Genomic DNA, 16,841 nt, shown 5'->3' with positions numbered 1-16,841 from the left:
TTAATTAGTTCTAGAATCTAGCTGTAGGGCCAATGCCATAAAACCCATTGGTTTCAGTTCTAGCTCCAGCTCCAAATATCCGTGATGACTGTCATTGGTATACTTGTAAGCTCCTACAGGCACTGGAGCCGTTGCACCGTCCAGAAGCAATTCCATACTCCCATTGATAGCTGTAGCAGGATCCAGCTGGAATATTGGGTTAACTACTGGGTCGAGGCTCAAATTCTGCAACACGATAACCAATCTGTCGCCTTTCGGAGACAATCGACAGATCAGATACGTATCCGGATGGTGATGGATCGTGGCTGGTAATGGTTGGCGACCAACCCAGGCGATGCTGCGGGCTAGCTGTTCCTGACGCACATAATTGTACATAATCTGCTTCATTTCCCGTACACCACCTAAGTCGAACGGCAGGATGCACACTCGCCGTTCACTTGACGATTCATAGTGGATGACGCCCGGATAGGCATACTCGTTACTGAGTCGATAAAATTCACTGACCATTTTTGCGTTTTCATGCAGTTTACAATCATAAAATACATGTTCCCGCGGCGCCACTGGAAGCCAGACGGATTCACCACAGTTTCCGGGGCATATCTCGGGATCGACGAACTTCTCGAACGCAGGAGCTCCCACTTTGGCAATTTGCACAACACCGATATCAATGCCCCGTTCCACTAACCAATCTGCAGCTACTCCGTCGATTATTGCACCCTTATCCAACAGCTTCTCCAGCTCGCTATTAGATAACCCGATACCATTGTACCCGCTGATTAGTACTGGACCCTCATCATCTGAGTATGTCATCGGAATACCAAGTCGAGCCAAGTATTGCAGCGCATAAGGTTCTTCCCGCCAGTATAAATCTTTCGAACTTATCTTATCCGGCAAGACAATATGCTCAAAGTTGTACGGCACGTAATACGGCCGCACACCGACCGTCCGGTAATTCGCTGGTATAAATCGCGAAATCGCTTCATAATGCTCTCTTTGCTCAGCCAGCTTCTTTACGTAGCCTTGCTCATGCTGCGGCATTAGCGTATAGCTGAGCACGTAATTCAGCACACCAGGAAAGCTTTGAGCCCGCAGTCCCTGATGAAATGCATGTAACATTGCTGCTGATGTATAAAACCGGTTATGCGGGAACGTATCGCCTTCGGCAATGATTTCGACGTCGATGCCGCTCATCCATTGTTTCTGTAAGCAGGCGTATTCGACAATCCAGCCTGCATGATGCGGCTCCTTAGACCAATAGGGTGCGCCGTTCACCCGCAGAAACGGGCGTGTCGGTCCTGCAAGGCGCTTTAACAGCTCCGGCATCCGCACGCCTTCGCCGCTCCAGTGCGTCATAGACGAACAGAGTCCAAGACGGGCTTGCGGATTGACAGCATGAACGGCCTGTTCAAGCATACCTGCTAGCTCATAAAGCGAATCCCCCATCATCTCTAGCCAAGGCTTGCGCCATTGTGTGGGTTTCCCGATCAATACTGCCTCCATCAATTCATCCGCGGTCCACTCGCGGTTCGTTCGTTGCGCGAACTCCTTCAAGTGCAACGGGCAGAAGCAGCTCATCGGATCGGAATGGGAATGCTGACGAAAGTCATCATCAAGAATGAGCAGGTCGACACCTGTCCCCGCCATTAAACTGTATACATCGCAGAGATAGGCCTGAAACTGCGGATCGAGCGGACAAAACTGACCCGGTGCCGAATTCAGTGAATTTCCGACAATCTCCTGAAACCCGAAGTCATGCGCCTCATGCATTCCGTGACCGATGCTGCCGCCCCAGTAGGCTACATCTATCCCAGCTTCACGGAAGAACGCCATACGCTCCTTCAGAACAAGAGCATCCTTGCGAAAATCATCCATAGTGGGCGCGTCCCCATTAACTATCAGATTCGCAAGGAGAAATACCCGATCGATCCCCATTGCTTTACATTGCTGCAAGCACTCGTCCAAGTCCCCTGGGAAAGAAACGATTAAGGGCATTGTGTTATTCCATGTATGTGTAGCTTCCGGTATTGTAATTGTGCTATCTCCATTATTCATTTTTTTCCTCTTCCTTACTATAATTTGAGCTTGATCGACAAATCGCTAAGGCAACCGCAATATCGCCACAATCTAACGACATTACGGTTGCCTGCTAGATGCAAGACTACTTAATTCCTAATTCTGCTACTTTTGCATTCAATTCTGTTATAGCCTCTGCTAATCCTTTGGTATTATAGCCCTTGATTAAATCCTGCCACATCTTAGTCGGATCCTCTTTTGACAGCATAATTTTAATGACGTCATCACCAACATTGTACGAGAGGCCATCTTTGGCTGGTGTGGATATCGCGTTTACCGCAAAATTTTGGTCAATTGATTTTGTGTTCTTGGTCAAGTAATCATATTCTGCAATTGCGAACTTTAGATTATCAGCTCCAAAATTGACCTTGTTAATCTCATTGTCTAAATAAGATTTTTCCTGACCCCAAGTTACTAACGTTCCTAATACAGCTAATGAAGGATAAGAGGCCGCTAAAGCTAAAGGCTGATTTGTTTTCTCATCCTTAGGTCGAGTGATAACAAATGTATCACCATCTTTGGTATAATCCTTACCTTCAATTCCGTAAGTAGTCAAAATTTGACCCTCTGGCGAAACTAAATAATCATACAAGCTAAGGATACGGTCCATTTTCTTGTCATCAACATTCTTACTAAAATAGCTTTCTGACCAAGGTGTTGTAACCGAGAAATGATACACATTTCCATCTGCTGCTGGCCATAGCGGCAGTACCTTTACCGTATCTGTAAATTTCTTGTCCGGGTTATATTTATCCCATGCATCGGCAAGAATTTTTAAATTAAGTGGTGAGACTGCATAGGAGAATGCCCCCGCACGACCTTGAGCAAATTTTTCTAAGGCTTCATTACCCTTTAAGATGGCAAAGTCTTTATCAATCGCATTATCGGTAACCAATTGCCTCAATTGCTTTAGAACCTCAGGAAATTGTTTGGACGCATAGGGCGGAATCCATTTTCCATCCTCCAGCAACCAAGATGTGCTAGCAAACTGTGGTAATGTGGAGATAGCTAGATAAGTAAGATGGCTAATACTATGAGATTCCAAGCCTACAGTATCTTGTTTGTTGTTTCCATCAGGATCTTTCTCGGCAAAACTTTTTAACATTTTTGAAAAATCATCAAAGCTTTTCGGATCGCTAATGCCCAGCTTATCCATCCAGTCCTTGCGAACCAGAATTGCTCTGTCTCCCTGCCATACATCTGGAGTTGGATAGGTTAACCGCGGATACATATAAAACTTGCCATTTGTTTTCATTGCTTGCACATCCGCAGATTCAAGTCCTTTGCTCAAATTCGGATATTGGGATAAATCATCTGGGAGGGTACGAACGACTCCCTGTGAGGTCCAGCTGTTATACAAAGCTCTGTTATCATTGGCAATATTAATAGAAGAGATATCCGGTAACTCTCCTGATGCAGCCCAGACCTTATATTTCTCCATATAATCCGCCCAGCCTACTTGCCGCGGTTTCATTGTAATGTTAAATTTCTTTTGCAGAAATTGTAGCAGCTCATCTTTATCTGGCTGTTGAAATGCACTACCAATTTCCCAATAGCCAATTGAAATTTCCATAGGATCTTTAAATTTATCTTCTGGATTTAAAGCTTCTTCAGGTGTTGCCGATTCATTTGAAACCGTTTGCAATGGTGTGCTCGTTGCCCCCGCATTTTTATCATTTCCCTTACTGCAAGCAGCTAGCATGGATACCATGAACAAAGCTGCTATTAATACTGAAACTACTTTTTTCGTTTTTTGCATTGACTATTCCCCCATAATCTTAATTTTATAATAAAAGAATACGCTTAGAAAGCATACACGTTTACTAACCCTTGATAGATCCTAGCATCATACCTTTGGTAAAATACTTTTGTAAGAAAGGATACACCAGCAAAATCGGGATAGAAGCTACAACCACGACTGCCATTTTGATCGTATCTGGGTAAATCCCCGCCGCTTTTTGAGCCATTGAGCTAGCAATACCATTCTGCAAGATTTCGTTAAAATTCACTAAAACCTGACGCAGCAGCAATTGCAAAGGATACTTATTAATGTCACTTATAAAAAGCATCGCATGCCACCATTCATTCCAACGATCTACTGCATAAAACAAGCCAACAGCCGCAATAGTAGGCATGGATATCGGAATAATGATTTTGGCTAATATTTGGATGTCGTTCGCCCCATCAATTTTGGCTGATTCCTCAAGTGCAGGCGGCAGTGTACGGAAATAAGACATCACGATTATTAGATAAAACGTATTGACCGCCAAGGGAACAATCATAACCAGAATGTTATTAACAAGTCCTATATCTTTAACGGTTAAATAATAGGGAATTAATCCTCCGCTAAAAAACATTGTAAATAGAATCATATACAGCATGATATTCCGACCTGGCATAGTCCTTTTCGATAATGCATACGCCCCGCAAAGTGATAAAAGCAGGTTAGTGAACGTACCGCCAACCGTGACCACAAACGAAATTAGAAAGGACTTCAGTATCTTGTCTCCGCTAAAAATGTATTCATAAGCAGTGAGATTAAAGGATGTCGGAATAAGATAAACCGATTGCTTCGCCATTGCGGAAGCCTCTCCAAATGAAGTAATAAGCACATTATAAAAAGGGAAAATCGAGATGCACGCAAGTAAACCCAAGAATGCTGTTATTATGAGCTCTACCAGTCGATTCTTTCCTTTTCCAGCTATCCGGGTTCGATGCTCGATTGCCCCATTAGACAACTCTGGCTGATCTGTTTCCATTTAAGTTACTCCCTCCTCACCCAAATAACGCACCAAGTAATTAGCTCCAATAAGGAGTGCAAAGTTAATAATCGATTTAATAAGACCAACAGCAGTAGAAATACTGAAGCTATCTCCTGTGATGAACGTGTAGCGATAAACATAGGTATCCAGAATATCTGCAACATCATAAACCACGGAGTTATAAAGATTAAAAATTTGATCGAAGCCGCCATTCATTGCATTCCCGACTGCTAGAATGAAAAGAATAGATGCTGTGTAACGTATTGATGGCCAAGTCACTGCCTTCAGCTGCTGAAATCGATTGGCACCATCCACATGAGCGGCTTCATATAATTCAGGATTAATCCCTGCAATAGCAGCTAAGTATAAAATCGCACCCCAACCAATTTCCCGCCATGTGTCGGTAAGAAACAATAAATAGCGAAAGCTTGAAGGCTCAACCAATAAATTTCTTTTTTCAAGCCCGATAGATACCAGCAGCTGGTTAAATACCCCTGAGTCTCCCAAAAAATTCGTGATGATTCCGCCCAATATGACCCATGATAAGAAATGCGGAAACGTAAATACAGTTTGAAAAAACTTTTTCAGTCTGTACCTAGTTACTTCATTCAGTAATAGAGCGAGAATGATTGGGGCAGGAAATTCAAATATTAATCGACCTAAGCTAATAATAAGAGTGTTGTTAAATGCATTCCAAAAATCGCTATACTGTATTACCTCTTGGAAATGTTTCAAGCCCACCCATGGACTGCCCGTTATGCCTTTGGAATAATCAAAATCCTTAAACGCCAAAACGATGCCATACATCGGCAAGTAGGCGAACAGGATGTAATAAACCAATACTGGAGCAACCAGAAGGTACATGTACTTATGCTTGGCTACCTCCTTGAAAAGTACTTTCTGCATGTTCTCTCTCTCCTTCAGCTAACCTTGTCTTAAGACTTAACTTATTATAATTTTTATAGAGCGCTTACAATATGGAGGCAAATTAGTGCTTCTATAGACAAAACTTAGTACTGTCATATCTTTATAAACGAATAAAAGAAGCCATGATCGCAATGATCATAGCTTCTAATTTATCTCGCACAAGTATCCCTATTCACATCATTAAATCGATAATATCGCTAAGCATTTCACGGATAAATTCATTCACGTAGGGACCCGGATGAATATTATCATCGAATAGAAATTCATAATCTAGCAGCCCTGCTGTCACACAATCTCGGAAATACTGTTCAAAATCCACAAACCCATAGCCATACTTGATTGCAAATGCCTTAACCGCACCATAATATTCGCCATAACCAATCGGGGCAGACGCTCCTCCTTCATAGGTTATGACCTTATCTCCTGGCGTCGTAAATAGGAGTACGTCCATCCCCTTCAAGCCTTCATGATTGTAGTGATGGTTTAATTTGTCGAGTAAGCTAGCTAAATTGGCGGTAAAGGTAGCAATCGGAGTCTGCCTTAAATATTCATTCACGATCGGAGCTTGAATAATCGTGAGCTGCGGAGTGAAAGGGACATACCGGAGCAGCTCATCTACATGAGGGTAGGGAGGATCATTAAAGCTCGGAGTCCCATCACCTAGCCACTGCCCCACTGTGTGTCCGCCCATGGAGAAATTACGAACATTGTTTCCATCGAAGATGATTCCTCTTAGTCTTAGATCAGGCGCCTCGCAAGGACACTCGGGATGTTCAAATGCAACAGCATCAGCGTTCGCTCCTGCATAAGTGAAACAAAGGTTCCCGAGCTGCTTCTGTCCATAATCAATACAATACACGACCTCTTCATTGCCGTCGGGATTGAACGTATCGATCACAACACTTGATTCTGTAACCGTAACTTCATTTCGGATCGGCACTCGATGTTCGCCATTTTCTATTGTTGTAATTATCGGATAACCATCGGCTTGCGGATACAAGAAGCCTCCGGTATTCCCTCTCCTCACTGTTCCCTGATCATGGACAAACCCACCATCTATCCCCTTCTGCTCAAAGTAAACCTCTAGCTTCGCCCCACTCCTGCCGGTTAATACTCCGATATATACTTTACTAGCATGAGTGAGCATGTCTACCTGAAACATAGCACTCCCGCTAGTATCAGGAGCTAGGATCAGTAGCTTCTCACTAAACTTGTTATTGAATGCAAGATAGCCTAGATTGGCCGCAGCCTGTCGTTCGTCATGACGAGGTGCATAGTAACCTGCCGCAGATACGGGCGCTACCACATCAACTTCTATTTCCTTATAAATGCCGCTCACCGGATTACGATTACCCGCTTGATTACCTCTCCCAGGTAAAATCGCTGCCGGATAAAAATCATATTTTCTAATGATATGCTCCCTTAATCCAGCAAAAAATCCTTTACTATAGGGAACGGACATATGCGTTGAATAAGCAGGGAAAATAACGTCATATCCTGGTGATCCTTGCCCCCACCCATGGCTATCCCCTAGCATCAGCACTTCCAAATCGGTAGTACTATGCGCTCTTCGTCTTGCAGTTAATACCGGAAAATTCGCGGCCTTTAGATTTATTGCAGCCTTCGCTAGAAAACGTAACGTGTCCACTCTCATTAATTCTCACCAGCCAATGATTGTATATTAATGGCATCATACTTCCGTACTCGTCTATTATCAACAATCAATTTTGTTATTGGAGCAGAAGTCACCTACTCTCAACTAGCTGCTCCTCCTACTACTCATTCACACGCAACAAGATTTTCGCTACTTTCCCGGGTCCTGCGATCAGCTTCTCAAAGCTGGCTCCGCCATCGCTTAAGGAAGCCGTCTCGGTCCATTCCAATAGGTTCACGCGTCCTTGTCCGATCCATTTCACCGCTGTATCGAAGTCATCCTGCGAATAGGCAAATGCACCCTTCACCGAAGTTTCGCTACGAATCATCTCATTCACAGGTAGGTTGCTCTCCGCCTCGTGCAAGCCTGTAAATATGACTCTTCCGCCAGGTCGCGCAGCCTGCATACTCTTACGCCTAGTAACCTCAGCTCCTACCGCATCGATTACAGCATCAAATTCGCCTTCAGAACCCGGCTTCAGCTGGTCCAAACCTGTGACTGCGATGCCTCCTAGCTCTCTCGCGATCTCAAGCCGGGATTCATTCAAATCAATAATAACGATATCCCGAAGACCATATACCTGAGCCGCCTGCAAGGCAAACAGACCAATCGGACCGGCCCCATATACAAGCAATCTATCGGTAGGCGTTAGCTCTAACAAACGACAGATATGAATAGCACAAGCAAATGGCTCTGCGAATGCCCCCTCGTCCATTGATACATGATCTGGTAGAGGATAGACGTTTCTAGCTGGGACTGCAACGAATTCAGCGAATGCCCCCGGTCGATGTGCTCCAAGTAAGGCCCTCGCACCGCAAAGCTGCGATTGTCCATTACGGCAATAGGTGCAGGTGCCGCAGGTTACGAGTGGATTTGCGGTAACTCGTTCCCCCAGTTGAAGCGTGGATACTTGATCTCCAAGCTGCTCGACCACACCCGCGAATTCATGCCCCATAATAAGCGGCGGCTTGCGCAAGGAGTTATGACCGAGATAGCCTCCAAGCTCCGAGCCGCATATTCCCGTTCGTTCCACGCGTATGAGTACCTCATCCGGCTTCAACTCTGGAGTGGGGACCTCTCTCATGTTCATCAGGCGAGGACCTTCATAGACTAATGCTTTCATTGGATAACGCTCCCCTTTGCACGACTGACTTTATGTTTAACGGACCCGGTAACGGTTCAGAACCTCTTCATCGATGTCAATCCCAAGTCCCGGACGATCGAGAGGAACAGTAACGTATCCGTCTTTGAATTCCACTTCCCGGCTGACCAAATCCCGAACCAGCGGCGATTTCGAAACCGTATGCTCGATCATGAAGCCATTGGGGATCGCAGCAGCAAAATGTGTGCTAGCCGCTACCAGAACGCCAGTCTTAAAGGCATGCGGAACAACCTTCTTATGACGATCATAAGCCAAATAAGCAATTCTTTTCCCTTCAGTCAATCCACCGACTCTAGCAAGATCAGGCTGTATAATGTCCAAATGTCCTTCATCGAGCAGTCGTTGGAAAGCAAGTCTTCCACTCTCTTGCTCCCCTCCTGCAATGGAAATCTTCGTCCGATCAGCAAGCTCACGATACCCCGCGATATCATTAGAATGAACAGGCTCTTCCAGCCAGTACACGCCGTATTTCTCGTAAATATCCGCCATCCGCAGCGCACCCTTCAAATCCCAAGCAAGTCCCGCATCAATCATAATATCGATGTCATCACCAACGGCTTCGCGTATGGCTTTCACCTGCGCCTCGTCAAACTTAGCATCCCGTCCAATTGGGCCCCAGCCAAACTTCATTGCTTTATACCCTTGCTTCGCGTATTGCTCCCCCATGCGGGCCGCTTCTACAATCGTTTCCGGCATGAGCATGCTGGCATAAGCCTTCAGCTTCCGATTGAATACGCCACCCATCATCTCGCAAACGGGACGGTTCATCGCTTTGCCGAGAATGTCCCATAGGGCGATATCAACACCACTAATCGCATGCAGTGCAGGACCAGAACGACCGAAGTAAATCGTACCTCGATACATTTTGTCCCACAGTCGCTCGATTTCAATTGGATTTTCCCCAATCAGCAGACTACGAAGACCGACAGCGATCGAGTGGGAAGCTGGAGCATCAACGACAGCCTTCGCGACTAAAGGTGATGAATCAACCTCTCCAACGCCTACGATTCCTTCATCTGTATGAATACGAATAACGAGCGTATCCTGTGTTCCATCGCATTGTGCGGCATCCAGGTCGGGTATTCTTAAATAAATGGCTTCAACTTCTGTAATTTTCATGAGCTCATCTCCGTTTCATTAGTTACGTGCATTGATGCTAACAAATCCTCGCGTAAAGGGGTAAAGACTTCAAGCACGAGCGAATCCTCAAGGGCAATGACGGAGTGTGGGACGTCACTTGGAACCCAAATCTGCTCCCCCGTCTCCAACACAACATCCTCGTCACCTAGTATCATTTTTATTTTCCCGTATACGACGTATCCAAGCTGCTCATGGGGATGAGCGTGCTCCGGTCCATATCCCCCTTGCTTGAATTCAACAAGCATACTCATCAGCTGCTTGCCTGACGGTAAAATTTTGCGACGAATACTCGGGGATATTTGCTGCCACTCACCTTGCGACATCTCATCATGCACTCCTTAGAAAGTAATCGACAATCCACCATCTACTGGGATAATTGCTCCTTGAATATAGGTCGAAGCTTCTGAAGCCAGAAAAGCAATGACGGAAGCAACCTCATTAACGGTTCCAGCTCTCGCCTGTGGAATTCTTCTTTGCTCTACATAATATTGCTTAAACCATTCTGTCTCCAGCTCGTTCACTCCACCAACGACTGAGAGCTCTGTATCGATAAAGCCCGGAGCTACGCCGTTGACCCGAATGCCATGTGGAGAAAGCTCTAATGCCGTACAACGTGTCAATTGATCGAGCGCACCTTTGGCGGCATTGTAGTGGCTCGATCGGTTTAATGCGCGATAACCATTAATGGAGGAGACATTAACGATAGCCCCGCCTATTTCCCGTTTAACCATCACATCTGCAGCATACTTCGAGCACCAATAGGCTCCATTCACGATCGTATCGAAGACGGCCTTCCAACGCTCAGTCGTTTCCAGTAAAAAGTCACTTTCGTAAAACATTGCTGCATTATTAACCATGACATCAATACGACCGGTATGTTCGATAGCTCGATTAATCAAGTTCTGGACGGATTCCTCGTCACTGATATCTGTACGGATAAATATTGGATTTCCGCCAATCGCCTTGAGCTCAAGCAATGCGCGCGCCCCATTCTCCTCGCCACGGCTTGCGATAACAACATTCGCACCTTCAGCTGCGAAAAGCTTGGCGGTTGCCAATCCAATGCCCGTCGCTCCTCCAGTCACGATAACCGTCTGATCTGTAAACCGATTCATGATAAGTCCTCCTTACCTATTTCAAATAGCGTCAAGGTAGCAATGATCCTGTAATATTGCGTGGATAAGCTTTGGCTCTGATAAAGCCCTCCGCGTAACGAACACCACTCTGAATCCCGCGAAAACGAGCGATAACCTCGATCATCTCCATGGCATTCGAGCCATATTGATCCTTCAGCCAATCACCAACCTGACTCTCATGCTTGGCAAGCATACTTTGCTTCAATTCGAACGTATCCGTAATATCCACGTACTCTTCTGGCTGGAAGCCAAGTCCTGCGACGCTTTCGATAAAATAAACGATCGGGATCTTTGCGAGAGGCGGACTTGAAGTCACAATATTAGGAACTGTTGTCATTATTGCAACATCGTTAGAAACCTGGCCAGTTATCGTGTGGTCTGGATTATACAAGTCGTCCGGCCAGTGCGTTAGTACAACTTCCGCTTTACTAGCACGCATCGCCTCAATAATAGACAGTCTTGTCTCCTCCGTATCGAACAGAAATTCATCACGAAAGCCCAGCCAGATGAGCTCCGCTCCGATGACTTCAGCTGCTGCAATCGCTTCCAAACGACGGATCTCTGCGATCTCTTCCTTAGGAAGCGACGGCGAACCAACTTCTCCGTTCGTGACAACTGCGATCGTCACCTTGTCTCCACGCTTAGCGTATTTCGCAAGCGTCCCTCCACACCAGATTTCCGCATCATCTGGATGTGCGCAGATAGCCAGTACATTCATTGGAATTTTCCTCCTGTGTATCGGTTTTATCGCTATCATACTTTCCGAATTAAAGATTGTCAACAATCAATCGATAACAATCATTTGTGTGCAGATTTCTTTTATTCTATAATAGGGATATGGGTTTACGAATCAAATAGATTGAGGAGGCGAATAATGGAAACCTTTCATTTCAAAAGTCAGGAAAATCTCTCTCTGCGTCAACGTGTAATGAACGATATACGAAATGCAATTATCCAGGGGCATCTCAAGCCCGGTGATAAGCTTAAAGAACTGGAAATTTCGCAACAAATGTCCATAAGCAGAGGGCCTATTCGGGAGGCATTACGAGATTTGGAGGCACTGGGTCTGGTCGTTAGCTCGCCCTATCGAGAAACAACGGTGGCGGATGTTAGGAAGGAAGAGGTCGTCGATTTACTGATTCCTATCCGACTTCAACTGGAATTGTTCGCGCTCAAGCACAATGTAGCCAAGAAAGACGAAGCTTTCTTCGAGCATCTGAGAAGTATTGTTGAACGTATGAAGGTATCAGCAGCCAATGGGGACTTACTTTCTTTAGTCGAGGAAGATATTCAATTCCATGAGCATATCCTCACCCTAGACAACACTTCATACACGATGCAAATATGGTCAGGCATTGTGAATAGACTTCGTATGCACTTCATTAAGAACACAAGCCAGTTCACAGATTTACAGAAGGTGGTCGAAGATCATACTGCTTTGCTGATAGCTCTTCAGAATGAGTCGACCGAAGTGATTGAAACGCTATGGACCCGACATATCCAAGATGAGGATTGCCTGCTCTGTTTTCATAATGAATCTGTAGAAGGAACTGATTAACTTGTCCAATACACTTATTTCACAGCTTCAACAATTCGGTCATACCTATGCTGATCTGTCCCACGAAGATGGGGGACGGCTAATTATTCTAGAGAAGGGTGCACGAGCTCTGGAAATGATCACCGCTGAGGAAACCGATTCCGCTTTCTGGCGAGATCCGAGCGCTCTCACTGCCGACGACAATTGGAATTCAGGTGGTGATCGCACATGGGTAAGTCCCGAGCTCGAATATTTCAAAGACAGCTCCGGTAATTATCAAATACCTGCACATTTGGATCCCGGAAGCTGGAAGCTAACGCAGCTATCTCCCTCGCAAGCTATTGCGAGAATGACCTGTGAGCTGCGGCATTGTTCTTCGTCCAAGGAAGTGAAGATCGATCTTGAGAAGCGTTATACGCTTCTGCCAAATCCACTCTCTATGAATATGTCTTCTACCCTACCAGATTGTTCGAGCATTTCTTATATGGGATATGAAGTCTGTACCGAGATGAACCTGACTCCCGTTAATTGGAATTCAACACCCGCGGACAACAGCTCTTCCTCTTCTGGCTACTGCAATCTATGGAGTATTATGCAAGTGCCGCCTGGTGGAACGATTCTGGCTCCAACCTACGGTTCCGTGCGTCCATTAACGATGTTCTCCCAGACGGAAAATATCGAAATGACTTTACTGCCCAATGGACTACAGCTCCCTTGTAAAGGTCCGAGCAGCTTTAAGCTCTCCATCGACGCCCTATCCTCAACAGGGAGATACGGGTATTTACGCCAAATAAACGATAAGAAAAGCAGCCTCATCGTCCGGCAATTCAGTGTAAATCCTACCGGTATTTATCCGGATTATCCTCCTAATCAACCTAATCACTTAGGATCGTGCATGCAATTCTACTTCGACGGGGGACAGTTAGGGCATTTTGCGGAGCTTGAATATCATTCCCCCGCCCTTCCCATCGATGTTCAAGGCCAGTCGACAGACGTCTCACAGCTGTATTATTTTGTAGGTGACACGCCAGCCATTCAAGAAATTGCTAGAGTATTTCTCGGTTTTCACTCGTAGAATAACCTAATAAAACGTGTGCCTCCGTCTTTAGACAGCGGCACACGTTTATAGTCGGCACCTGCAGGCCGTTCTCCAACTTTCATTTACTGTATAACACCATTTTCCCAAATGCTTTATCATCCATATAAGCTTTTGCCAATTCGATTTTATCAGAGTTAACAAACATTCTAACCAAAGAGCTACTTGTTTGCATATTTTGTGTATAAGGAGACAAATAGATTGTATCCGCCTTGGTCGTATTGCGAATATATTGTTCTAGCTGCAGCTCATATTCTAGATCTGTTGCATTTCTAATGCCACGAATGACAACATCAATTTGATTTTGGTTGATGTAGTCCGCAACAATTCCTTCAAATGGTATAACCTTCACCTTATTGATTAGTTCAAGAGAAAGTACGACCATTTCTGTACGTTGATCGATATTAAATAAATGCTTCTTGTCGCGATTATTAGCTACAACAATATGAACTTCATCAAACATGCTAGCTGCTCTTTCAATTACAGACACATGCCCAAGAGTTATTGGATCGAAACTACCAGCATACACAGCTTTCATCATTGTTCCTCGCTTACGACAACAGAATCACGAATCTGCTCGAATGTTAACGGCGTATAGTCCCAATGCTCCACACACACATTGAAATAATTTTTACCCTCATATTTCTGTCCATGAATATGACCATGTACATTAACAAACGGCATATGTTTATTCATGTACATTGGCTCGTGGCTGAGAAAGAAGAAATTATTGTAAATAATCGGGTATTCACTAACTTCATTAAAGCCAACATCTAGCCACCAGCTTCTTGATCTGCCCCTATCATGATTACCTAAAATCAAAATCTTGTAGCCGTTAAGCTTATCAACAATAGCCTTTGTCTTCTCTTTATTTAAGAATGAAAAATCACCTAAATGAAATACTTTATCGTTTTCCCCTACTACTGAGTTCCATTTAGCAATCATTTCTGTAGTCATTTCATCAACTTCTTTAAACGGTCTAGATTCAAAATCAATAATATTTTTATGACCAAAATGATGATCTGAAATAAAAAATACTTTTTGCATGGTCAGTCCTCATTTCATAGTGGTGTGTTCTTCGGATCAAAATTCAAATGTATTAAATTCGGCTTCATACAGTCTAGTCTCTTCACATACCTCTGCTACTTCCACTTCGCAGTCAAGGAGCGTTGCAAGTAATGTTAGTCCTCTCGCCTGCGGTTCTCTTATTTTATCATTTGTAAATGATCGCTTCGCTTCAACAAATTTTATATAAGAGCAATCTTCGTTGTATATTAGGAGATCTGGCAGTTCAAACTTAACCTTACTAAACGAAGGATATAACGTTCTGCTTTTCAGGAAAAAATCCTCCCCAAATCTTCTCTTCAAAACCTCGTCTCCCTCTGGAAATGTACCGATACGATTTCCTCCGAAAATACCGTATCTATGAAGATATCGATAGCCTAGTGATTCATAGAACTTTCCAGCAATATGTTCACCAAACCCGCTGATCGAAAAATTTCTATTACGATCAACAAGCTTCCTTAAATACTCATCAGAACAATTATCCCTTATCCCTCTTACCCAATCATGCTCTTCTTGAGCTTTGAAAGGAATGACTATCGTTGGTATGGAAACAGAAAAGCCCATCATTTTCACCTCATCATATTCAAGTATCTGTGCCTCTCCATCCATTTTACTCCAATTAATAGCTTGCTCCGTCAAACAGAAATGATAAGCAGGATTTTGCCGCTATTTATCGAATGGTATAAACTACCTAGAACTTCTGACCCAGTTAATTTTTAGTAACATTATTCGATAACAAGGATATGTCTAATACAACTTAGTGAATCAGACAAGCTACTACTATCAGAAATGAGGGACTCATCATAAAAAAGCTAATATTATTAATTGGTACAGCATTAGTGCTTTCATTACTTAGCGGATGTAGTAATAGTAGTAATCAAGAAATAGTTGGTGATCTACAAAAACAAATTACTGAAAAAAACAATGAAATTGATTCATTAAAGTCAAATGTAAATACTCTGCAGACCGAGATAAATTCTTTGAGTACTGAATTAGATGAAATTAAAAATGGTGCCCTGAAACAACTTGTTACTATTAAGAATAGCTTTGAAAATGAACAGTATCAGGATGTAATTTCAAAAGCAAAAACTTTACACGAAAACTTCAATGGTAGCCCAGAGGACAAAGAAGCCCAAGAGCTAGCTAAATCAAGTATCGATAAATTAAATAAAATAAAAGCCGAAAAAAAGGCTGAAGAGGATAAGAAAAAGGCTGAGGCTGCAAAAGGAGCACAAGAAAAAGCTAGAGCAATCATTAGAGTTTCTAAAGTTTACCCAGGTAAACCAAATTCTGCAGATGGTGTAGACTTATATATTCATTGGACAAACAAATCAAATAAAACTATTAAATATATATATTTTGATGTTGTTCCAATTAATGCAGTTGGCGATATAGTAAGCAGTGATATTGGCGGACGTAGTACTTTTAGAGCTAAAGATACGGGCCCTATTAAATCAGGTGTATCGTTTGGTTCAGAATACTATTGGGAAAATGCTTGGTATAATAGTACTATTAAGAAAGTACAGTTACAACAGATTGATATTACCTATATGGATGATAGTTCAGACACAATTTCCGGGGACGATATAAAATACATCCAGTATTAAATTTTCCCGTTCTTGTCTTGTCAACACAATCTGGATTAAAACAAAAAATGCGCCTTTAGTATAGTGGGAATCGTTCCGATAAGAACAAACCCTTATACTTAAAAAGGCGCATCAATGAACCATATAATAAAACGCAAGCAATATCTTAGTTATCGAATACGCGGAAATGTAATCCAACTAAGCAGATTCATTTTCGATTGCTTTCCTTTCTCGCGAACCAGTCCAAAGAATTCACCCAAAAACTTTTCCCACTTGCTGCCGACCATTCGTTTTTCCTCTTGATTGTCGACAATAAGCTTTATACTTTTGTTCAATGCGGCATCAAGATGAGACAATGCCTGTTGCAAATGAAAATCGACCGTTTGTTCCTCCATTAACTAAATCAGCTCCCTGCACCAACTGTATTATCTGTTTCCATTAATGCAATTTCTTTATCGAGCTGCTTCTTCATTCGTTCGAATTGAGCCTCTGCCACGATATCCTCAACTTCTTCCTTCGCGATTTGAACATAGGATCGGGCACGATTCATGAGCCCCTCCCCTGCCGTTAATCCACTTGCCAGCAAGGGACGCAATGTTGATTTTGCAATCGGCAGAATAACTGAGGAGGCTGCGACGAGAGCAGCTCCCATAATCAGTTTTTCGATGTTTCTTGGCATGATTTATCCTCCAGACCATTTGGG

18 protein-coding genes are annotated in these 16,841 nt (G+C 43.7%); 3 read left to right on the top strand and 15 right to left on the bottom strand.

The annotated features are described in order from the left end of the window. The 10 genes from KCTCHS21_RS06540 to KCTCHS21_RS06495 form a co-directional block, all read right to left on the bottom strand. Complete coding sequence (locus tag KCTCHS21_RS06540; RefSeq protein WP_130606068.1) at window positions 1-2,052, bottom strand: hypothetical protein; 2,052 nt, start codon at window positions 2,050-2,052, stop codon at window positions 1-3. A gap of 106 nt (window positions 2,053-2,158) precedes the next feature. Continuing rightward, window positions 2,159-3,832 (bottom strand): extracellular solute-binding protein, encoded by a 1,674-nt coding sequence (locus tag KCTCHS21_RS06535; RefSeq protein WP_130606066.1) that lies wholly within the window; start codon window positions 3,830-3,832, stop codon window positions 2,159-2,161. Between the two features lie 64 nt (window positions 3,833-3,896). Further along, entirely contained in the window at window positions 3,897-4,832 is a 936-nt protein-coding gene (locus KCTCHS21_RS06530; RefSeq protein WP_130606064.1) for a carbohydrate ABC transporter permease, read from the bottom strand. Then, on the bottom strand, window positions 4,833-5,741 hold the full coding sequence (locus KCTCHS21_RS06525) for an ABC transporter permease (protein WP_130606062.1): 909 nt from the start codon (window positions 5,739-5,741) through the stop codon (window positions 4,833-4,835). A 193-nt stretch (window positions 5,742-5,934) separates the two neighbouring features. Beyond that, window positions 5,935-7,416, bottom strand: coding sequence for an SGNH/GDSL hydrolase family protein (locus KCTCHS21_RS06520; RefSeq protein ID WP_130606060.1), 1,482 nt, complete (start codon window positions 7,414-7,416; stop codon window positions 5,935-5,937). Window positions 7,417-7,537: 121 nt separating this feature from the next. Beyond that, window positions 7,538-8,539: a zinc-dependent alcohol dehydrogenase gene (locus tag KCTCHS21_RS06515; RefSeq protein ID WP_130606058.1), complete on the bottom strand. Its 1,002-nt coding sequence runs from the start codon at window positions 8,537-8,539 to the stop codon at window positions 7,538-7,540. Between the two features lie 36 nt (window positions 8,540-8,575). Further along, complete coding sequence (locus KCTCHS21_RS06510; RefSeq protein ID WP_130606056.1) at window positions 8,576-9,697, bottom strand: mandelate racemase/muconate lactonizing enzyme family protein; 1,122 nt, start codon at window positions 9,695-9,697, stop codon at window positions 8,576-8,578. Continuing rightward, complete coding sequence (locus tag KCTCHS21_RS06505) at window positions 9,694-10,041, bottom strand: cupin domain-containing protein (protein ID WP_130606054.1); 348 nt, start codon at window positions 10,039-10,041, stop codon at window positions 9,694-9,696. Before KCTCHS21_RS06505 ends, KCTCHS21_RS06510 begins: the two co-directional genes overlap by 4 nt. Window positions 10,042-10,056: 15 nt before the next feature. Next, the gene (locus tag KCTCHS21_RS06500; RefSeq protein ID WP_130606052.1) at window positions 10,057-10,833 is read right to left on the bottom strand and encodes an SDR family NAD(P)-dependent oxidoreductase; all 777 of its coding nucleotides are present in this window, start codon (window positions 10,831-10,833) and stop codon (window positions 10,057-10,059) included. 31 nt (window positions 10,834-10,864) lie between these two features. After that, window positions 10,865-11,572 carry a PIG-L deacetylase family protein gene (locus KCTCHS21_RS06495; RefSeq protein ID WP_130606050.1) on the bottom strand — a complete coding sequence of 236 codons (708 nt, stop codon included), beginning with the start codon at window positions 11,570-11,572 and terminating at the stop codon, window positions 10,865-10,867. A 156-nt stretch (window positions 11,573-11,728) separates the two neighbouring features. On the opposite strand from KCTCHS21_RS06495, the gene KCTCHS21_RS06490 reads away from it, so the two are divergent. Both KCTCHS21_RS06490 and KCTCHS21_RS06485 read left to right on the top strand, forming a co-directional pair. Continuing rightward, window positions 11,729-12,412: a GntR family transcriptional regulator gene (locus tag KCTCHS21_RS06490; RefSeq protein WP_162309287.1), complete on the top strand. Its 684-nt coding sequence runs from the start codon at window positions 11,729-11,731 to the stop codon at window positions 12,410-12,412. Between the two features lies 1 nt (window position 12,413). Further along, window positions 12,414-13,466 carry a DUF6786 family protein gene (locus tag KCTCHS21_RS06485; RefSeq protein ID WP_130606046.1) on the top strand — a complete coding sequence of 351 codons (1,053 nt, stop codon included), beginning with the start codon at window positions 12,414-12,416 and terminating at the stop codon, window positions 13,464-13,466. A gap of 82 nt (window positions 13,467-13,548) precedes the next feature. Here KCTCHS21_RS06485 and coaD read toward each other — a convergent pair whose 3' ends face one another. The 3 genes from coaD to KCTCHS21_RS06470 are packed head-to-tail and all read right to left on the bottom strand — an operon-like array spanning window position 13,549 to window position 15,161. Further along, the gene (coaD, locus tag KCTCHS21_RS06480) at window positions 13,549-14,028 is read right to left on the bottom strand and encodes a pantetheine-phosphate adenylyltransferase (RefSeq protein ID WP_232058107.1); all 480 of its coding nucleotides are present in this window, start codon (window positions 14,026-14,028) and stop codon (window positions 13,549-13,551) included. Continuing rightward, entirely contained in the window at window positions 14,025-14,534 is a 510-nt protein-coding gene (locus tag KCTCHS21_RS06475; RefSeq protein WP_130606044.1) for a metallophosphoesterase, read from the bottom strand. The genes coaD and KCTCHS21_RS06475 overlap by 4 nt, the downstream gene beginning before the upstream one ends. Before the next feature lie 36 nt (window positions 14,535-14,570). Next, window positions 14,571-15,161: a hypothetical protein gene (locus tag KCTCHS21_RS06470; RefSeq protein ID WP_130606042.1), complete on the bottom strand. Its 591-nt coding sequence runs from the start codon at window positions 15,159-15,161 to the stop codon at window positions 14,571-14,573. Between the two features lie 230 nt (window positions 15,162-15,391). Between KCTCHS21_RS06470 and KCTCHS21_RS06465 the strand changes: the two genes are divergently transcribed. Then, complete coding sequence (locus KCTCHS21_RS06465; protein ID WP_130606040.1) at window positions 15,392-16,159, top strand: hypothetical protein; 768 nt, start codon at window positions 15,392-15,394, stop codon at window positions 16,157-16,159. 149 nt (window positions 16,160-16,308) lie between these two features. On the opposite strand, the gene KCTCHS21_RS06460 is transcribed toward KCTCHS21_RS06465, so the two are convergent. Both KCTCHS21_RS06460 and KCTCHS21_RS06455 read right to left on the bottom strand, forming a co-directional pair. Beyond that, window positions 16,309-16,533: a hypothetical protein gene (locus KCTCHS21_RS06460; protein WP_130606038.1), complete on the bottom strand. Its 225-nt coding sequence runs from the start codon at window positions 16,531-16,533 to the stop codon at window positions 16,309-16,311. Window positions 16,534-16,541: 8 nt separating this feature from the next. Next, a complete protein-coding gene (locus KCTCHS21_RS06455; protein WP_232058106.1) occupies window positions 16,542-16,817 on the bottom strand; it encodes a DUF5132 domain-containing protein in 276 nt (91 codons plus the stop codon). Window positions 16,818-16,841 lie beyond the last annotated feature (24 nt).

The sequence above is a fragment of the Cohnella abietis genome, from assembly GCF_004295585.1.
GTDB classification, from domain to species: Bacteria; Bacillota; Bacilli; order Paenibacillales; family Paenibacillaceae; genus Cohnella; species Cohnella abietis.
Note: the sequence above shows the minus strand (reverse complement) of the source record. Positions and strands in the feature narration are given on the sequence as shown.